6 protein-coding genes are annotated in these 18953 nt (G+C 61.4%); all 6 read right to left on the bottom strand.

Annotated features, from left to right (window positions below; genetic code table 11):
• Positions 1-31: 31 nt before the first annotated feature.
• The gene (locus CXR03_RS12895) at positions 32-2248 is read right to left on the bottom strand and encodes a 3'-5' exonuclease (RefSeq protein ID WP_219816243.1); all 2217 of its coding nucleotides are present in this window, start codon (positions 2246-2248) and stop codon (positions 32-34) included.
• Positions 2249-2258: 10 nt separating this feature from the next.
• Positions 2259-8624 carry a DEAD/DEAH box helicase gene (locus tag CXR03_RS12890; RefSeq protein WP_104104203.1) on the bottom strand — a complete coding sequence of 2122 codons (6366 nt, stop codon included), beginning with the start codon at positions 8622-8624 and terminating at the stop codon, positions 2259-2261.
• Positions 8625-13262, bottom strand: a complete 4638-nt coding sequence (locus tag CXR03_RS12885) for a DNA methyltransferase (RefSeq protein WP_104104202.1) — start codon at positions 13260-13262, stop codon at positions 8625-8627.
• The gene (locus tag CXR03_RS12880) at positions 13262-16138 is read right to left on the bottom strand and encodes a DEAD/DEAH box helicase (protein ID WP_258073639.1); all 2877 of its coding nucleotides are present in this window, start codon (positions 16136-16138) and stop codon (positions 13262-13264) included. The genes CXR03_RS12885 and CXR03_RS12880 overlap by 1 nt, the downstream gene beginning before the upstream one ends.
• A gap of 77 nt (positions 16139-16215) precedes the next feature.
• A complete protein-coding gene (locus CXR03_RS12875) occupies positions 16216-18069 on the bottom strand; it encodes a DUF262 domain-containing protein (RefSeq protein ID WP_181034593.1) in 1854 nt (617 codons plus the stop codon).
• A 173-nt stretch (positions 18070-18242) separates the two neighbouring features.
• Positions 18243-18908 (bottom strand): NUDIX domain-containing protein, encoded by a 666-nt coding sequence (locus CXR03_RS12870; protein WP_104104649.1) that lies wholly within the window; start codon positions 18906-18908, stop codon positions 18243-18245.
• Positions 18909-18953 lie beyond the last annotated feature (45 nt).

The following is an 18953-nucleotide window of genomic DNA, read 5'->3' as shown; positions in this document are numbered from 1 at the left end:
CTCAAACACTTAGGATTCGGCTCGTCGCACACTATTTAGCCCCGAGCAGCTCCAACGGCTTCCCGTTCCAGGACACCACCAGACCGTCCCGTGCCCGGGTAGCGGCTACGTACAGCAACGAGCGTTCCCGGAGAAGCGCGTCCTCCTGCTCAGCAGGAGCCAGCTTCTTGTAGGACACGGGCAGGGAATCTGCCGAGAGACCGTAGAGAACAACCCGTGTGAACTCCATACCCTTGGACCGGTGCATGGTCATCACCATGGGAGCATCGGCAGGAGTAGCAGCATCAACATCCCTCGCCGGTATGCCCCGCTCTGCAAGACCGCTGATCACCTTGGCAGCTTGGTTGTTGTAGCGGACCAGGATCCCCACGGTCCCCAGGTCGACGCCGTCGTGCTTCCAGGAGGTCAGAGTGGCTGCCAAGTTGTCCAGCTCTGCCACAGAGCTCTGCGCTGCCTGTTCCAGAGGCAGGGGGCCCACGCGGGAGGAGGTATACCCGGTGACTGTTTCCTGCTCACCTTCAATGTCCGTCACCGGTGCCCCTTTAAGAAGGCCGACGGCATACGCAAGGTTTTGCTGCGTCGTCCGGTAATTGAGGGTGAGGCGCCGAGATCGGCCAACAATGCTTATCCCAAAGCGAGATAGGGGAACCTTCTGGCCGTAGATTCGTTGGTGGGAATCCTCAGCGATGAACAGGTCGTCGGGCCCTTTCCGTACCAGTTCCCGCAGGAAGAGCCAGTGGCCGGCGTGGAGGTCCTGTGCCTCGTCGATCAGTACATGGTCGGCAACCCGCTGAGCGTCTCCCCGCTCGCGAAGAACCTGGGCCGCCAGATGTGCCATCTCCACATAGGTGGCGTGCATCTCGATTCGGTTGTGGTAGCGGTATTCCTCAATAAGTTTCCACACGGCCAGACGCTTAGCGCGGTTCAGTGCGGTGCCCCTGCCCGCACGTGGAACCTTCAAATAGTCGTCCTTGCCGGTGATGAAATTCGGCAGCACGACTGTCTCATATTCCTGCTGCAGGAACGTGGAGTTCGCCAGCTCCGGTTCCAACCCGTGATCCACCGACGCGAGGGCATAGTCCCACTGCTTGGAGCTGGCCTCCGTGCCGATCAGGTTACCGGGCGCAGGAAGATCCAGCCCGAAGACCCCCTTCATGGCTTTCCGCTTTTCGGCATCGCTTGCGGCACGAAGAACCCGGGACACCAGCGCGTCAATGCCTGCCACCAGGACACCGCTGTCCCCCGGCTTTTCAGCCCGGTGAAGATCATTGTCCAGGCGCTGCAAGCCGTTGTTCAGGGACTCCGCAAGAGTGGTTGTGAAGGTGGTCAGTACAACACGAGAGCTGGGTTCTGCTTTCGAAAGTGTTCGGGCACGGTGCAGCAGGACAACGGTTTTTCCGGTTCCGGCTCCACCCGAAAGGCGGAAGGACCCGTTGTAGTGGCGCTCCGCGTAGATTCGCTGCTCGGGGTGCAGGAAGGTCCGCCAGGCGTCGAAATCGCCGCCTTCAATGACTTTCCGCAGTTCCTCGGAGTCCTCCCCGATGAAGGTGAACTGCATCTTAGTCGCGGGATGCTCCAGCGCCTTTTTGATCTTTTCTTCTTCACTGGCATGAGGATCAACTGAGCCCTGGTCCAGGGCCAGCTTTTCCTCCACCTCGGAAACAGACAGGCCCGCCGCCAGCTCCAGCAAAGCGGTTGCCTGCCAGTCGGGAGCCTCTCCGATGAGGTCGATCAGATGGTCCTCGGATCCGGCGCCGTAGGCTGCACGGACCAGGTCTTCATCCAGTCCAAGCCGGGATACCAGGCCCGCCGGATCCAGGCCGGACTCCTGCAGAGGGTTGATCCAGTCCTTATCGGCTTGCGGATCTTCCAGAGACGGATCCGAAGGGATTTCGTCCTTTTCGACGGGGGCTTCAGGCTCAGCAGGGGCAGACTTCCGCAAGACTTCCAGAACACCATTAACGGGGTTGACGGCGAGAACGCTGGAACGGGCAATCTCGATGGCCTGATCATGCGGCCAGGAACCGTAGTAAAAATAATGCGGCATTGACTCCAAGGAGACCTTGAACAGCACCGCCCGGTAGTTGAGATCAATGCGACCGGTACGCACCCGCGGATCCGCGGGATTGTGCATGGGTTCAATGTGCAGGCCGGGGGCGGTGTCATCCTTCTGCAGCTTCTCGAAGAACGCATAAACCTTGGCCCTCATGGACCCATCGATCTTGTCCTTCTGCTTTATCCACGTCACCAACGCCATTTCAAGCCCCCACTGCCTCTAGAAGTTCTTGGATTTCATCGATATCGGTGGCTGTTTTCCAGCCGGCGGAGGCGAACTTAGCCCGTGATTCGTCGTCGTAGGCCAACGCCACCTGGACGTCAGGCCAGGCAAGATCGGCCACCCAACCGTCGAGCTCGTAACCGAGCTCCGGCAGTTGCTGCAGACCAGCCGCTTCGAGACGCAGCAGGACAGCCCTTTCCGCCTGAGTGGCATCGGCAAGCAGCTCCTGCCAATCGCTGCCCACGGCTTGCGCTGCTTCACGCTGAGCCGCTTCAACGTTCATGTCTCCGGCATTCACGGTGGACAGGACGGATCCGATCGTCATGCCGTGTGCTTTGAAAGCCAAAAGATTGGACAGCTGGAGCCAGCTCCGCCACGATTCTTCATGGCCCTGAGAGGACAGGGACTCTCCCCGATCATCCAGGCAGAGCCCCACGGTCACGGCAGGAAGGTTCGAAGGTGAGCCGGTTGCCGTGAACCCGATGCTTCCCGATTGGTAGCTCCAACCAGTGCTGTCGCCACCCGTTAGTGGCACTTGGACTCCCTGCGCCAGTTCTCGAGCGTGCGCGTATACGGCGTCCCGGTCAGCAGGTTGCGGTTTCTGCTGCATCAGCATCAGCGGCACCAGTTCGGAGAATTTCTTCCACGCCTCCGGGTCAGGACGGTTCACCCATTCCCACAGCATGGAGACGGCATCCCGCCCCAGCTGGCTCATGATGCCGGCGTCCACGGGATACTTCATCATCAGCTGGGCGTTCAACTTCTCGTTGACCCAGCCGGGCATGATGACGGGCGCATCAGGTCCAGCCTCGAATGCCTTTACGTCGTCCCAGGTGATGGCCCAGGGAATGACGGCCGCAGAAAGCTCGGTGGTGTGCCGCAGCCGGTTCCGCTTCTCGGCGTCGTCGGCAATCCGGTTGTGTTCCGGGCTCGCGTGGAACTTGTGTCCGTCGGTGTAAACCGCCAGTACAGGGAAGTTAGGATCCGCCGGGCCACGCAGGAGGAAGTCCGGACGTGTTCCCGCTACGTCTGCCTGCGGTATCAGCTGCCATTGGAAGGACTGCCCGGGGATTCGGAACGTGATGGTGTCAGCCAACGCGCCCGGCGTCACCTTAATGTGCGCGCCCACATCCTTGAGCCGGTCCGTCCAGACCTTGCGGAAAAGCTTCTCCAGGAAGGACTCCGTGCTCTGGTCCAGGGCCGGTACTTCCTCGGTCACTTCCCAAGCATCGAACGACGGCGCGGCGTCGGCTTGGTCGTTCCCCACCAGAAGCAGCTGGCGAAGGATCCTTTCGGCCGTAGCCCTGGCTACCTTATCGACCTGCCATGGCTCCGCATGCGGCAAAAGACATTGGTGGCAGGCCAGCCGTTCCTCGTTCCGGCAAGGACAGTCCTTTACTACTGCCCATGCAGTGCTCAAAAGCTGCCACACCCGTTCGGGGTCTCCAAACTCGGCTAGATACCCGGTGCCGCCGGGAACCTTGTCATGCAACAGCAGAGCCGGCCGGTTGTCCTGGTAGACGGGGTCGCTGATGCGCAGCACACCGAGGTGATCCGGGGCGCCGCCCAGAACTTCCTGCAGGCCAAGAAGGACCGCGGCCTGGAGGCTGGGAATTGAGAAGTCGTCACCGAACGTCACCTCCGGAGGCAGGTGCAGCACCACGCCCTGGGTGCTGAGTTCCCTGGCCAGAACCACATCACGGATGCTTTCCTGTTCCTGCTTCCGGTATTTGCACCAGAACCGATGTTCGGTTGGCTTGTTTTCCTTGGCTGCCTGGTCCAGCTGGCCGCAGTAGGAGCACAGCCGGAACATCGGAGTCTTGACCTCGTCGCCGGCGATCTGCCGGACGCCTCCATTGGACGCGGTGCGTCCGGTGTTCAGCCAACGGATGTCGATGCGGTTCAAGTACTCGGCACCGAAATCGAGGCCATCAATGAACCAGCGCTTCTGCAGATGCTGCTCATCGATGTCTGCTGCGGCCGCAATGGTGAAGCGTTCGCGGACGCGGTTATCCCGTCGGTCATTGATGGCGGCTTCATCCCGGCGGATTTCCGCGGAGACCTTCTTCATCAGGACAACGTTCAGAACCTGACCCATATCTGCAATGGCGCTGGTCTTGCAGCGCAGGCACGAGTCCACCGGTTTGCTGGACGCCACCTCTTTGTTGATCCACCCGCAGTTGGGGCAGACCTGCCACTGCATCACGTTGCTCTGCTGCGGACCGAGGTCAACGGCGTCGATCTGGATCTCCAGGCCCTGGGCATAGAACGTGGCTCCGGGAGCGAACTCGCTCAGCGCAACAGAGGCGCCGCGGCTGTAGGTGAGAGTGTCCGCGTCAAACTCGCCAGTGTCGGCATCTTTCCAGGAAAGCCCCACGTCCAGGCTTACGGAATCGTCCAGCAGCGTGTAATTCGGGAAGACCCCGTAGGCTTCGAGTACTGAGATCCAGTAAACGCCGCGCAGCTCCATGAGCTTTCCGCCGATCATCCGCAGTGTCGCCTTCGCCGTGCGAAGTGCCTGCCGAGCGTCAAGGGAGTCGCTGCCTAGACGTTCCTCGTCCTCGGCCGCTTTTAGGAGCTCGGGCATGACGGCGTCGATCGTCTTGCGCCGGGCCTCCAGTTCTTCGATGTCCGCCTTCCACTGGCCGGAGGCACGGACGAGGTGACGGGCCAGATCGCTGGGCTCGCCGTCGTCGTGCTCCGTAGCCCACGCAACCAGACGATTCCGGCTGGACTCGGACAGACTGTCACCGAACTGGCCTAGGAAATCCTGCAGATAGACACCCGCGTTGGCGGTGGCGTCCTGGATCAGGTCCCCCAGGTACGATCCGGGTTCAACGCTGCCCAGGGCATGGATAGCCTCGCGGGGGTGGCGGCGGCCGGAGTCGCGGGCGAAGCGGTCGGCAATATGGGCAACGTACTGGCGGGCCAGGATTTCCTCGGCGTCCAGGTACGTGGCGGGGGGTTGAACGACGCCGTTGATGACGGAGAGCGGTTCGTTCAGCTTGGGCAGGTGCTCGCCGCGGCCCTGGACGAACGCTAGCACCAACGAGTTGCCGGTCAGGCGGCCGGCGCGGCCCACCCGCTGCACGTAGGAGGCAACGGAGGTGGGCAGGGAAGCGAGCATGACGCAGGAGAGATCTCCAATGTCGATGCCCATCTCCAGAGTCGGCGTCGCAACCAGGACGTTGGGTGCCTGCGGGTTCTCGGACCCAGATTTGAACTGGGTTTCATAGGTGATGCGTGTGGCGTCGTCCAGCAGAGACGTGTGTTCCTTCGCCACCACGCGTTTGCTCTCCTGCGAGGAGTACAACTTGCGGTAGAAGTTCTCCGGATGGCCTTGGGACCGTTCCAGCTTCCCAGGGCAGCGCACCAGTGTGCAGGGGGCTCCTTCAAGCTGGTCGCAGACCGTCCGGCTTCCCGGCGTTACCGCGTGGCAGACGGTGCAGGCCAGCACGTGCTGTTTGTTTTGCAGGTCGTCGGGGTCAGGAGACGAGACCAGGATCCTGTCGGCGTCCAGCCAGTAGATGTCCGCACCGGACTCCGTACGGGATGTTCCCAGCACCTCATCCTCGGCCAACGCGAGGATGAGCGCTTTGGCCAGGTAGGCGCTGTCTGCCGTCGGAATGCCCAGGCAGCGCGAAGTCCAGCGGGCGTACCAGGACGCGGTGGACGTGACGGAGTCGAAGTTCTCCGCCGTCGCATCAGCCTTCCCAATGCGTGGGAAGGTGGGAGCGGACCGGCCGGCCGGGAACGCGGGCATACCCTGCCCCTTGGGACGGCCTCCCCAGATCTGCCAGCGTCTGCCGTCTTTGGCGATGTAGTTTTTCAGCCAGTCATGATAAATGCCGCCCTGGACGCGCACGCGCTCAACAGTTCCCCGGACCCACTGCAGCAGTTGTTCGGGGGTGGGGGCAGCTTCGCCGAGCATGGTCTGGTGCTGTGCGCTCTCCCAGGCCTTGCCCGCGACGGTGAGCATTCTCGTGGAGCTTCCGGCATCGGTTTCGACGGCGACTGCTCCGGTGAGCTCCAGGGTCCGGCCGGTGCGGGACTGGAGTCCCAGCTCGAGGATGGCGTCGAACTGCAGACGACGCCGGACATACTTGCGCGCCGTCGTTCGGGCCGACGGCGGAGAACCAGGACGCCAGAAGGGAACGAATTCCTTGCGGTCCGCGTAATCGGGCGCTATCAGCTGGTACCGCTCGGCGGGCGTTGAGGCGCCGGAGATGGCAGCCTCCACAACCTCGCTCAATGTCTTAACGTCATCTCCCAGAGCCCGCCGCAGAGCTGTACGGAGGGTCATGGTGTGCGATCGGGCCTGGACATAGCCGGCCTTGTGAGCGGCGTCCTGAACACTGTCGGTGAAGACCAGGGCTTTCTTCTCCGCCTCGTGGAGACCTTGTGCGCCGAAGAGGTTGGAGATGGTGACCGAGAGCATGGTGGAGATGGCGCTGCCCATAAAGGCAATGCCTTCCTTGGCCAGGCATGCCGGGCAGACGTCCTGTTTGGACTGGTCGTCTGCGTCCTGTCCGGCGAGCATGAGGACGGGAATGATGCGGCCCTGCAGCAGGTCGGCGCTGTCATCCGCGGGCGGGGTTTTGGAAAGGCTCCGGTTGGCGGTGTGGAGCCAGTAGAGGCCTTGGATTCTCTCCGCACCGTCCCTGTTGAACTCGACGGCGTCGGCCTCGTCCGCGGCTGAAATGAGCGTCCGGAACCGCGGGTTGTTCACCAGCCGGGATTCACGGACCTTGGAGTCGTCCAGTTCCAGGTCCATCCCGGTGGGCGCCAGCAGGGCTCCCCAGCCGTGCCGTCCGCAATGCCGGCAATAGAGGGCGGGGAGGAACATGGTCTCGGACTGGTCGACACCGTCGTCGGCCCAGCGGAATTTCGGCACGGTGTCCACCGCACTGTCCACCCGGGACATTTCCCGGATCCAGAAATGTGTCTCCACGGTCAGCGCTTTCATGCCGTTTCGGGCACGGACGTGACTCAGCAGCGCGATGACGTGGGTGAGGAATTCTTCGACTGCTCCGGCGGGAAGGGCGCGATTGGCAACCTGGGCTGGGAATACTGCCTCGGCCAGCGTGGAGAGCGCGACGGCGTCTGTAGCGTTCGCGAGCAGGGCACCGGTAAGCGGGTGGGTTCGGACGGCATCCAGCAGATCGTCGGGAGGCGTTTCGAAGAGGGCATCAAGCACCCGTTCGATGACGGCCTCGACATCCGCGCCTTCCTCCCGGAGGCTGGCGACCTCGGCATTGGTTTCGGCGATTTCCAGGCTGATCGCTTGCAGGCTCTTGTTCTGCGCTTTGCCGGAGCCAAGGGCCGCCCAGTCTTGTGGGCTTAACCGGGATTCAGTGATGACGGCTTCCGGCGGGAAGGATTCGCCGAAAACGGTTTCGGCGAAATCCAACATGGTTTGCGGGTCTCCCCCGCTGCCGAGGGTTGCGGAGGTAGCGACGGGTGTGGCGCGGCCCAGCGGGCGGGCGCGGTCCTCATCGGCGAGACCGTGCGGCGCGTCTGTGAGGTCCTCGGGCCAGTAGCTCTTCAGCGTGAGCCCAAGCCGGCGCAGGAGCATGGCGACGTCGGTTCCTTGGGCGCCGTCATAGGTATGGAATTCGTCCAGGACAACGTACTGGAAGCTGAGGGCGGACTTTGCCCAGAGCGGTGCGTCGTCGTGGCGCAGCAGGAGCATGTCCAGCATTTTGTAGTTCGTTAGCAGGATGTCCGGCGGATCCTCGTGGAAGACTCCCCGGTCATTGATCAGCCCGTCAGACGAGACCTTGGTCCGCGGCGTCTCTTTCTGCCCGGTGTAGAGTCCGGCGGTGACTCCGCTCAGCTCCGGATATGTGGTCAGCATGTCAGCGAGACGCTTGGCCTGATCGTTCGCCAAGGCGTTCATCGGGTAAAGGATGAGCGCCTTAATGCCCGGGATTCCGTCCCTCTTGGCACGGAGGACGTGGTCCAGGATGGGGTAAAGGAATCCCTCGGTTTTGCCTGAGCCGGTGCCCGTGGTGATCAGGGTCGGTTCGGGCCGCCGGAATTTGCTCCCCGCAGCTGTACTCGTAGGTGCTTTGCTGCTGAGCCGCTGGAATGCCCGGGCCTGATGACCGTAGGGCTCAAAGCCTTCGTACCAGTCAAGACAGTCCCGCCACCCGGGTTCAGCGTTCTCGAAGGGCAGCCGCAGCCGCACATAGGGGCCTTTGAACAGACCCTTCTCCGGGTCGGACAGGAACCCCTGTATTGCCGACTGTGCACCTTGATCGGTCAGGGCGAACGTGGTGGCCAGGAAGTCGGACAGACCGCTGCGCAGGTCCTGGCTCTGGCTTGTTGGAAGCAGTTCCGACATTTAGCTCTTGTCCCCCAGCAGGTTTTCGAAGTGTGCGTAAGCCTGACGCATATCCTCTTCTCGGTCAAAGCCGCGGAAAGGGAATTCGAACACGTACTCGACACCGCTCTGCGGATGGGTCCATGTGCGGTCTTCGAGAGTTAGCTTTTCACCGACCTTCCGGTAGAGCCGGTTCATGTCTCCAGGCACTTTGCGACCGTTGGCATCGTAAAGATCATGCTGCTCGTAGCCACGGAGGACGGGGAACTGGGTGCGGTAGATGGTGCAAAGCTCATCGACCGAGAGACCAAAGGCCTGCGCACATAGGACATCGATCTCGATCTCAGCCTGCCTGCGCATGGAAGCCTTCAACAACCTTTTATCCGCGCGGATATCCTTCGGAGGCCTACTACATGTCTGCACGAGGTCGACCAGTTCGATGAACCTCTGACGGATATGCCCTGCAACTTCGTCCGAAGAATCCAGGGGAACTGGCAGTGAATCCATGGCTGGCTGACGAAGGTCGCTCACGCCGGAGACTTTCACAAAAAAATCCACAACAATCGAGGACAATGCGCCCGCTACGAAGTAGATGTCCATCTCGGACTCTTGTGACGCCATAACTGCAGAGTGGACGCCGTCTACGTGAGCGGGCCCCTGAGGCAGAACAGAAACATGCAAGGTCCGTTTACCGGTGGTTGCAGCCATCCGTCTCCAGGACAGTCGCGTCGCGTCGAGGAAAGAGTTTGTGACACCGGAACCGTCACGCCAAGTGCCGTAATCTCGTCTGTAACGATCTTGATCACCGACGGGCTGGTAACTCGTTCTAGGGATGAAGTCCTCGGGGAGGGCCTCTAAATCGATTTCGGTCCAGTCCTTGTTGCTCTTCATCGTGGGGTTCGGCTCCTTCGCAAAAGGGTTCGCAACAGTGAAGTGCGGGCCCTGAAGGATGACGTCGTTCCACGAGTCCGGAACGGCGGACCCAACCTCAAAGTAGCCCTTTTTGCGGTCAGCAGTTTCATGCCAGCCAGAAGAGTATTGAAGCCCCAAATCCCGAACTCGGGGGGCCTTACTCAGCTTTTCGAGGACCCTGGAACTGGCGTGGTTCACCGGGTACACCATGCGAGCCTGAAGAGGCGGCGTCCCGGGTTCGTCCAGAATGTCGGCCCATACCTTGAGCGTGTCCTCATCGACCCTGACTATGCGCTCTGCATGCGGCCGCGTGTCCCAGTTTCCATCTCCGTCCTTGAGACCGGGAACTTCGCCCGAGCCATCATGCACTTCCGAACGCGCGACCGTATCAGGGTGATAGAGCGACGCTGCCATTTTGAAGACGGGAGATTCCAGCTGGCGCCCATAGACGTGCACACCATAGGTCACATGATTGTCGATCTCAAAAAGCTTGAACTCGTTCACAAAGTGCCAGTGCCGACGGAGCCGACGGTAGGTCTCTGTCCGCAGATGGGCGGCTTTTTTCTCGGTGAAGTGTGACTCTGGGTGCACCAAAGCAATCGCACCGCTCTTGGAGACAGACCGCCACGTGCGGACCATAAAGGCCCTGTAAAGATCAGGCTGAAGTCCTGCCAACAAGGCGTAGTCCGCTGGGGATCCCAGGAAAGCGGCAACGACAGGTGTAGGGACTGCCGCCGCGATAAACGAATCGCGCATGCTTGGCTGTGAAAGCGTCTCCAGCCGCTTGGCCGTGACCTGAGCCTGGGTTGGTTTCTCTGCCAGCTGCCACCAAGGGTCTCCCTCTGCAAGAAGTGCTGCCTCGTCAGAGCGGGGGCGGACCCATGGCGGGTTGCCGACCTGAAGGTCAAAACCGCCGCGGCCAAAGACTGAAGCGAAGTCGAGTTCCCAGTGGAAGAAACCCTGCTCCTTCGCTACGTTTTCGCAGACTCGCAGCCATGGATGCTGTTCCAGTACTGAGCCGATTTTCTGCACCTGGGCAGTGGTGTGGTCGAATGATTCGATGCCCTCCAGCTCGCCCCAGGACGCCATGGATAGGACGGAAGTCTGGCCTGCAACTCGCCCGTACTTTCGTGAGGTCGCTTCGCCAACGGTATGACCGAGGATCCCCTCAAGAGCAGAAATCCATTCTTCCAACGTCGGAGGCTGGGCTCCTGCGCTTCCTGCCTCTGCCAAAGGCCAGAACCAGAGAGCATTCCAGGCGTCCATGACCCGGCGCAACCGCTGATACGAGCCGTTGGGGTCGTTCAGAGAGGCCTCAATTTGCTCCCGCGTCACAGTCTCACGCGGTTGCCGTTCGGCTGCATCGATGCTGTTCGGGGCGGCAGCCTTGCCGAAGTACTCTATGTCTCGGCGGGCTTCCGACTCGGCGACCTGGAGCCGGCGCAGCGCCAGCTTCCACAGAGACTCCACCCGGCCACTGAGTCCCACCAGACGGTCGATCTGCGTTTTGGTCGGCTTCGCCTTGATGCGGGCCCGCCAGCCCTTGAGCTCCTGCTGGGCGTCGCCGGCCAGGTCCTTCACTTCCTTGGCTTCTGCTGCAGCTCCCCACCCGTCGGCCGGAAGGAGGAAGTGATGGATGCGTGAAACGACCTGAGGATCGTCTGAGTCGTTCGCCATCGCCTCGACTAGACCGGTCAGCGGAGCATCGGCCGGTTCTGACTTCAGCCAGGACTTATCTGTGACTGCCGCCCGGGAGTAAGTGGCGCGTCGCGCGCCGATCAGTGAGTTGCCCCGCCGGAGCCGCAGACCAAACCACGGAGCCTGGAGGCCCTGAACCATCGTGTCCAACCACAAAGAGACTTCAGCCAGTTCCACTGCTGTGGAGTTCAGGTCCACACCGTGGACCTGGTGAAGCGCGATTTGTGCCTTAACCCGCTGCAGTTCCTGCTGGTATTTTTCCGCGGGGATCTGCACGTCGAGTTCAGCCTGCTTGCGCTTCAGGTACTCGTCGGCAAGCTGACGCACGGCCTCGATCGCGAACGCTCCGGAACCCAGAGCCGGTTCGCACACGGTGAGGTTGAGGATGTCATCAGCCGAGGTTGTTTGGCCGTCTTGGTCCAGCAGTTCCTCCAGCGCCTGGGACACAACGAACTTCGTGAGGACCTCGGGTGTGTAGAACGAGGCGGACTGCTGGCGCTCCCGGCCAGCCAGCCGGAAAACAAAGGAACCCTTTACATGCCGGACGGGTTTCTTTTCCCCAGTGAGTTCGTCCTCGGCCTTGACGAAGTGCCTGGGATCAATGGAATCGGCCCGATCCACCGGGACAACCCAGGAGCCCTTTTCAGGGTTCCCGTCTTTCGCCACCTCATAGAGGGGCTCGGCAGCAATGAAGCCGGTGTAGGACATCAGCCCCTCGTACACGGCGCCAAGCTGGTTGATGCCCAGCTCTGCATAGGAAATAAAGCCGCGGTCCTTGCCTCGCGATTCCTTGCTCAGCAGCAGGTTGCGCAGTACCCGCTGCAGTTCCGAGTTGCTGAGCCCTACCTCATTAATGAAAGAGGTTGCTTCGGGCTGGAAGAGATCAGCCTTCAACGGCTGGAAGACCAATCCCTCGTTGTCTCCGCTCCCCCGTTCGGTCTCATCGCGAGACATGCCCCTGGCCGGATCATGGCCGCCGTCGACCAGCCGGAAGAGCAGTTCCAGCGAATCATAGATGTGGGTGCCTCGCTGGGTTTCCCGGGACTGCATGTTGACCAGGGTGAGTTCGCGGAGCCGGTCCAGACCGTACCCTTCGCTGTACTCGCCCGCTCCGACGGGAAGCACTCCCATTTCCGGGGATGCTTCCGCGTACAGCAGGAACAGGATCCGGTAGAGGAAGCGCAGGGACTGTTTGGCCAGAACCTGGCCGTCGACGTCGTCCTCGGGAAGGCCGCGGGCGGCGCGGCGCTGCAGGACGTCGTTCGCGATGATTTCGATGGAGCGGCGGATTCCTTCCCGCAGGTCCTGCGAGACACCGACGGTGTGTTTGACGGAGGACTCCAGTACGGTGTCCCACCACATGGATCCGTCAGGGGCGGGCATCAGGGAGTCCCTGCCGAAGATGCTCAGGAACCGGTCGGTTTCGCCGTACTTCTTGGTGTCGTTCCGGTCCGCGACCAACAGTGCGTCCGCGGCGAGGTAGCGTCCCTCGGCCCAGCGTTCGGGCTCGGTGAGCACCAGCCAACGTCCGGCCATGATCACCACGAACCGGGGCGCCCGCTCCGCCAGGTACATTTCCGACACAAGCTTCGCGGCGGTGGGGCCGGTTTCTTTGCCGTCAACCAGCACCCTGCCCAGCGGGCGGGCGGAGGAGAGCACATCTTCAGTGGAATCAGTAGGAGTTGCTTCGAGGAACAGCACCTCCGATTCGCCCGTCGCCCATACACCGGAGACCGTAGTTTCGGTGCCGCTGCGATTAAAGGTGACGGCCGCCGTCGTTCCCTGGAAACCCAAGGCATGCCGGAGCACGGAATAGGCTTCGGCTGCGCCGGCCGGGTCTTCGGCCAGACCGGCCAGAAGCACCTGCAACCGTCCGCGGGCCTCGGCAAAACGGGTCAGCGTAGTGGGTTCTCCGTCTTTGGCCTGTTCGTCCCAGGACTTCCGGAGCTTGATGACCTCGGCCTGGTAAGACTCTTTGGTGGAATCCGTCGTGAAGAAGTGCTCACTGATCCAGTCCTCACCGACAACAATCGAATCAAAAGACGGCATTACTGGTTAGCACCTTCCAAAGGAGCGGCGGGGGTACTGCGCGGGACGATCACAAGCAGGGGGCGGACCAGTCTCTGGGCGGGGGCAAGGGACTGGGCAATACGTTGTTCCTCGGTCACACGGTCCCGCTGATTCCGGACTTCGGCACGCTGAGCCAGCGCGAAGGATTCCTCCGTCCAGCCATGCGCTCTGCTGGTCCAGGCATCAAGACGGGCGCCTGCATCTGCTGCGGCCTTGCCGAAGGTCAGTTCCAGATTATTGGTGGCGTGTTCCACGGCGTGCGGCAGTAGGTCCTGGAGACCGTTGAGCTGCACCGGCCCGGGGTTCGTTGCCTTGGCGTGAACACCGAGCTCTGCCAGATGCTCACCGATGTCCGGAATGGTCTCAGCGATACAGAAGTCCGGGCTCTGCGGGTTTGGGAACTCCACCCCGATGAACGCCTTGGACACCACCTGCCCGCGCTTGTTCATCAGGGTTCCCATCAGCAGGATCTGCGGAGAGTCGACGTCGCCGCGGACCGCCAGGACTTCGCTGCGGGACATGGACGCCAGAGCGCGGTCACTGGCCCAGTCGAGGACCGGGTGCAGCGGCCCGAGGTAATGGGCTTCGGGCCAGCTCATGGTGTCCGACTCGCGGGCGCGGTCCAGTTCCCGGGTTCCTGCCTGCACGTTGGTGGCCAGTTTCAGCTTCTCGGTGACCTTCCGCTCGGACAGGTAGTCCTGGGGCAGATAGCCGAGGCGGTGCTGCAGGTCAGCGGGCGGCTCAAGCTCCGCGATGCCGTGGCCGGGGTAGACGGTCCAGCCCAGTTTCTTCTGCGGGTCGCCGAAGGCTTCGTTGAGGGCTTCATCGAGGAAATCCAAGTCCGTCGGGTAGAGGCCCAGGGGCTTTTCCACCGGGACATCCGGGATCGCCGCTGCTGCGTGCTCTTTTTGAGTCTCCGGGTTCAGGACGGCGTCGAGGAAGCCCCAGTCGTCGTCGGACTTCGCGTCCGGGTCCGGGACCGTGTCCTCGAAGTCCTTCTTGCCCATCAGGACGTCGCGGATGGCGTCCTCTTCCTTCTTTTCGCTGTACTCCCCCATCAGCGAGGCGACGTCGTTGAGCACGGTGTGGGCTTCGTGTTCGCGTTCCATCAGACGGGTCAGGACCTTGATGTCACCGGAGAAGCGGGTGTTGTCCGGGTTGAGCAGCAGCGTGGTGATCTGCGGCTTGTGGCGCTGCCCGAAGCGGTCGATGCGCCCGTTGCGCTGTTCGATGCGGATGAGGCTCCACGGGATATCGAAGTGAATCAGGTGGTGGCATTCAGCGTGCAGGTTCACGCCCTCGGAGGCGACGTCACCGGTGACCAAGACGCGCAGCGGACTGTTGCCGCGCTTGAACTGGTCCACGATGCGCTGCTGGTCAATGTCACTGAGGCCGCCGTGCAGGAGACCGATGTTCTCCGGCTTGAGGCCGAGGGCCTTGGGGAGTTTCTCCTGCAGCCACTTGAGAGTGGCGACGCGTTCGGCGAAGACGACAGCCCTTGTGTTGGAGCCTTTCCGGACGCCGATGCGTTTGAGGTAGCTGACGAGCTCGTTGTATTTGGCGGATTCTCCGGTGTTGGCGGTTTTTGCCAGGTCTTGGAGGTGCCTGAGCGCTTCCGCCTCTTTGGCCTCAACGGGGGAATCGGCGTCGAGCTTTTTGAGCCGTTCAGTGACGGTCTCCAGCAGCGCTGCTGGGCTGGAGAGAAAGGCCTTGGCCAGGGTCCAAGAGAACAGGGACCCGTTTTGTCCCGAGTGGGGTGCCGGCTTGCCGTCCGGGTAGAGCCAGACGTCGGAGAGTTCATCGGCGATGGCGTTTTCAGCTGGCGATGCCGGGACGAGGCGGTTGTCCGGTTCTTCGCGTTCGGCCCAGTCGGCGCCCACTTCCTGGGCGACCTCTGGGCTGTGGCGGTGCCGGCGGATGATCAGGTTCTCGACCTGTTTGGCGTCGAAGCTGCCGTCGGGGCGGACCACGGTGGGGTCCAGCAGGCGGAGCAGTTCGGCGAAGGATTCGTTGCGTCCGTTGTGCGGGGTGGCTGATGCCAGAATCAGGGCCTCGGCGTTGGGCGCGAGGATGCGGGCGAGCTCGTTGTTCAGCGTGCCGGTGTTGGTGAGGTTGTGGGATTCATCGATGACGACGGCGTCCCACTGCAGCTTGCCCAGCTGGGCGCGGTAGCGGGCGCTCTTGAGGGTGTCGATGGAGATGATGGCGCGCTTGTAATAAGTGAAGGGGTTGCGGGTGGCCGGCAGCTTTTGGCGGACCTTCTGGATACCGGCGGAGTCGAGCCGGACGAACGGAAGGGCGAACCGGCACCATAACTCGTGCTGCATCTGTTCCAACACGTGCCGGGGCGTGACGATGAGGATGCGGTCTCCGCGCCCACGCTTCACCAGCTCACTGAGGATCATGCCGATCTCCAGCGTCTTACCCAGGCCCACAGCGTCCGCGATCAGGATGCGAGGGCGGATGTTCTTTGTATCCAGCGCCTTGACGACGGCGATCTGCTGGTACTTGAGGTTGCGGGAGAGCATGCGGGTGGAGACAGTGAGCTCTTTGGCTGACTGCGGCGTCGGTGTTTTCCGGAGCGTCGTTTCCAGGAAGAGGCGTGCCTTGCGGTAATTCGGGGTGTCATCGGCGACGATCTTCGACTTTGCCGGGTCGACGACCTCGATACTGTCTAGGTCCGAGTAGAACGCAGCACTGGTGTCCCGCACCAGCTCAGTAAGGCCCTGCACCCGGACCAGGGTGCCATCGACAGACGGTTCGGCCGCGGTGACGAGCCATTCCTCGTCTCTGATCCGCACAACGGAACCTGGTGCGACGTTGAGCTTTTCTGGCTTCACTGGTGTGACGGTCAAGCGTGTCTCCTGCATAGTGGTATCCCCCTGAGTCCATTATGGGGGACTGGGCCGGAACACCACGGATCCTAAGAGGTCTAAGCTCCCGGATGGGTCCATGCAGCACAAATGGCCTCGGTGAGCTGGACTGAACGTGCCCGTATATCGGCTTCTGTCCATGCCGCGGGGTGGTCATCAACAATGCCCTTGTTTATCGCAAGGATGCTGAAATCACCCAACATGCTCCTTTTCCCTTTTCCAGCGTCTTTGCCCGTCGGAGCTACTTCCCGCGCTTCGGAGTCCGTCCACGGCCGATTAGACAAAGCGGAGTTCAGGCGCTGAGTCGTGAGCGTCAGGTTACCCAACGTGTGAATTAGCGAATCCCGCCTTTTCTCTGCACCCGCCTCAGAAGAAAGGTTGTTAAGCCAGTAGGAACGCCACCCACGCGGCATAACATGCTCTACCTCCAAACCATCTGGCAGCGTCACGTTTTCCTGCCTAGAGTTCCTCAACTGTTTTTCCACCTCTGCAAGGACAACACGCAGGCGTGATTGCCGAAGGTTCCCGTAGAGCCTTATACCGGGAAGCTCGTCCAGCATCTGTTCATCACTGGGCCATTCTCGCGAGTCTGCGGATTGGGCAACGAGGAACTCAACGACCGTCGTCCCACATCGTTCCATGGGTACACCGTTCAGTTCCTTCAACAGACTAACCATCAGTCTGTTGATGTCCTTGCTAGTGCGCCGGAGTAGGGTTCGACGGACTGCCCAGCTCTCCAAGGCGCCAAGCCCCAGTTCAATCTGCTCCTGAGGGACCTGGTGGTTGGGGGACAGCATCCAAAGCAGCAGTGGCGTTGTCGCACCGAGTTCAAGAGCTTCGATTACTCGGCGATAGAACCGGCCCTGTGAAGACTCATCCCCAATCTCAGCGAACGAACGGAAGATATCGGCGTCCCGGCGCAGAGAACGAATGAAACGTGATCCGGATTCACGATCCTGCATGTGTGTCGTTGCATGTTCCTTGAAGCGCCGAAACACCGTATCGCTGGGAATGTCGTCCTGCATCCGCATGATGAGCCAATACTGCAGAAAAATATCGATTCTTGATCGAAGAAGCCGGCCTTGGTTTATCTCCTGTCGCCACCAATCCTCATCGAATGGAAGCCAATACCTCTCGGCCCACTCATCTACATCGGCACGCACTCTCTCACCTTGTTGAAATACCCAGTTCTTGATCAGGTCGGCGGCAAGCAGTGGTGTTCCCCGGTCATTCAGCGTCTCGAATATGAGCTGGTCGTCATCTACAACACTCAGGTTTATTGCCACTAGATGAAGCTGATCGCTCAGTACTTTTGCGAGGGCAGAGAGGCGGCTGTGAACAACCCCGTTTTCATCGCCCGACAAGGCCCAATCGGAAATGGCTTGCTGGAAAAAAGCGTGAGCCTGAACAATTCGGTGATCCTGAAGCAGCGCATCCACCTCGAGCGTCCGGTCCATCGCCGCTTCGAATGCATTCCGATCAGCCTTTGAGGGCCAAAGCTTGAAGCGATTGCTCGTACCCTTGAACCGGCGTGAGTCGTTAAGTACCAATTCCTGCAAGGCTTCAGCATCGTCTTCGTGTCCATGGGCTTCCACAACTAGCTGAGCCGCGTCCAAAAGAATCTGCAATGTCGTCATTCTTTGCTGCCCGTCGATGACCTGCGACCTCGCGAGGTCTCCAGCGGTGGCAGAGACTTCCTTGATTACCACTGCACCCAAAAAGTGAGGGGTCAACCGGTGATCGTCCGCGTTGGACTCAGCCTCAAGGACAGACTCAGCAACACGGCACACGTCGTTCCATAACGGCGCCCACTGGTCCTCTTCACTCCACACATATGGTCGCTGAAACGCCGGTATTTCATACTGAACTTTAGAATCGAAGAGATCCCGGGGCGTTACAGCTTCGGCCTTCAAAGTACTCTCCTGACGATCCGTCTTCACATAAGAAAGACACTTAGATACAACTTACAACGCTCCGCAACTCTCGTTCGGTGCGTGGTGCAGCCGATGCTCCGAGAATCGCGGCGGCTGCATCCGGTTACCCAACGGGGGTGCATCTAGCTTGTGTATTCGATGGGGTTCAACCACTATGCCCCGGCGCGCCTCCACAACCGCGACGGCCGGCCGCGCGTACCGTCTGACATCAGGCCCGTAGCAGCCAGTTGCGGCTCCATCTGGCGCCGGAAGGTGTCGCGCATCAGAGGCCGTCCGGCGACCGCCTCGTGTAGGTCCCGAAGCTCCTTCAGGGTGAAGGGCTCGGGCAGCAGGCCCGCCGGGTCCGGTGTCTGCGCGTAGTCCTGCCGTAGCCGCTCCACCGCCAGGCCCACCATATCCGCATGGCCATAGGGCAGCCCGGCAATCAAGCCTGCATCCCCTGTAACCGAAGCCAGCCGAACGTCGTCGGACTGCACCGGCTTCTCCAAATCCTGAGAAGGGACCGCGTCCACGTGCGCCACTGACAGCGTCCACCCCCGGTCGTCCCGGTCCGGATCGTCGAAGACGTGGAGCTGCTGCGGGACCCGCCCCTCGATCCCGGCTTTGTCCCGGAGGGAACGCAGGACGGCGGCCGCCAAGGTTTCGCGCTCCCGCAGGAAGGTGCCGGGCAGCGCCCACTCCCCCGTGCGGTGTTCCTTCCGCCGGCGTACGAGCAGGACTTTGAGCTCGCCGGCGTCAACCGTCAAGGCAGCGGTGTCCACGGCGACAGACGGCCGGGGATATTCCAGGAGGGGCAAGGGTTTACTGGACTCACTCATACCCCTATTTATCTCAATCTTGCGCAAAAGATGCAACCGGTGCAT

The organism is Arthrobacter sp. 08Y14 (assembly GCF_002929455.1).
GTDB classification, from domain to species: Bacteria; Actinomycetota; Actinomycetes; order Actinomycetales; family Micrococcaceae; genus Arthrobacter_B; species Arthrobacter_B sunyaminii.
This window is presented reverse-complemented; position numbering and strand designations above follow the sequence as displayed.

Coding starts and splice junctions, on each gene's coding strand:
- CXR03_RS12890 (WP_104104203.1), bottom strand. CDS start 8,624: ATGTCGGAACTGCTTCCAACAAGCCAGAGCCAGGACCTGCGCAGCGGT.
- CXR03_RS12885 (WP_104104202.1), bottom strand. CDS start 13,262: ATGCCGTCTTTTGATTCGATTGTTGTCGGTGAGGACTGGATCAGTGAG.
- CXR03_RS12870 (WP_104104649.1), bottom strand. CDS start 18,908: ATGAGTGAGTCCAGTAAACCCTTGCCCCTCCTGGAATATCCCCGGCCG.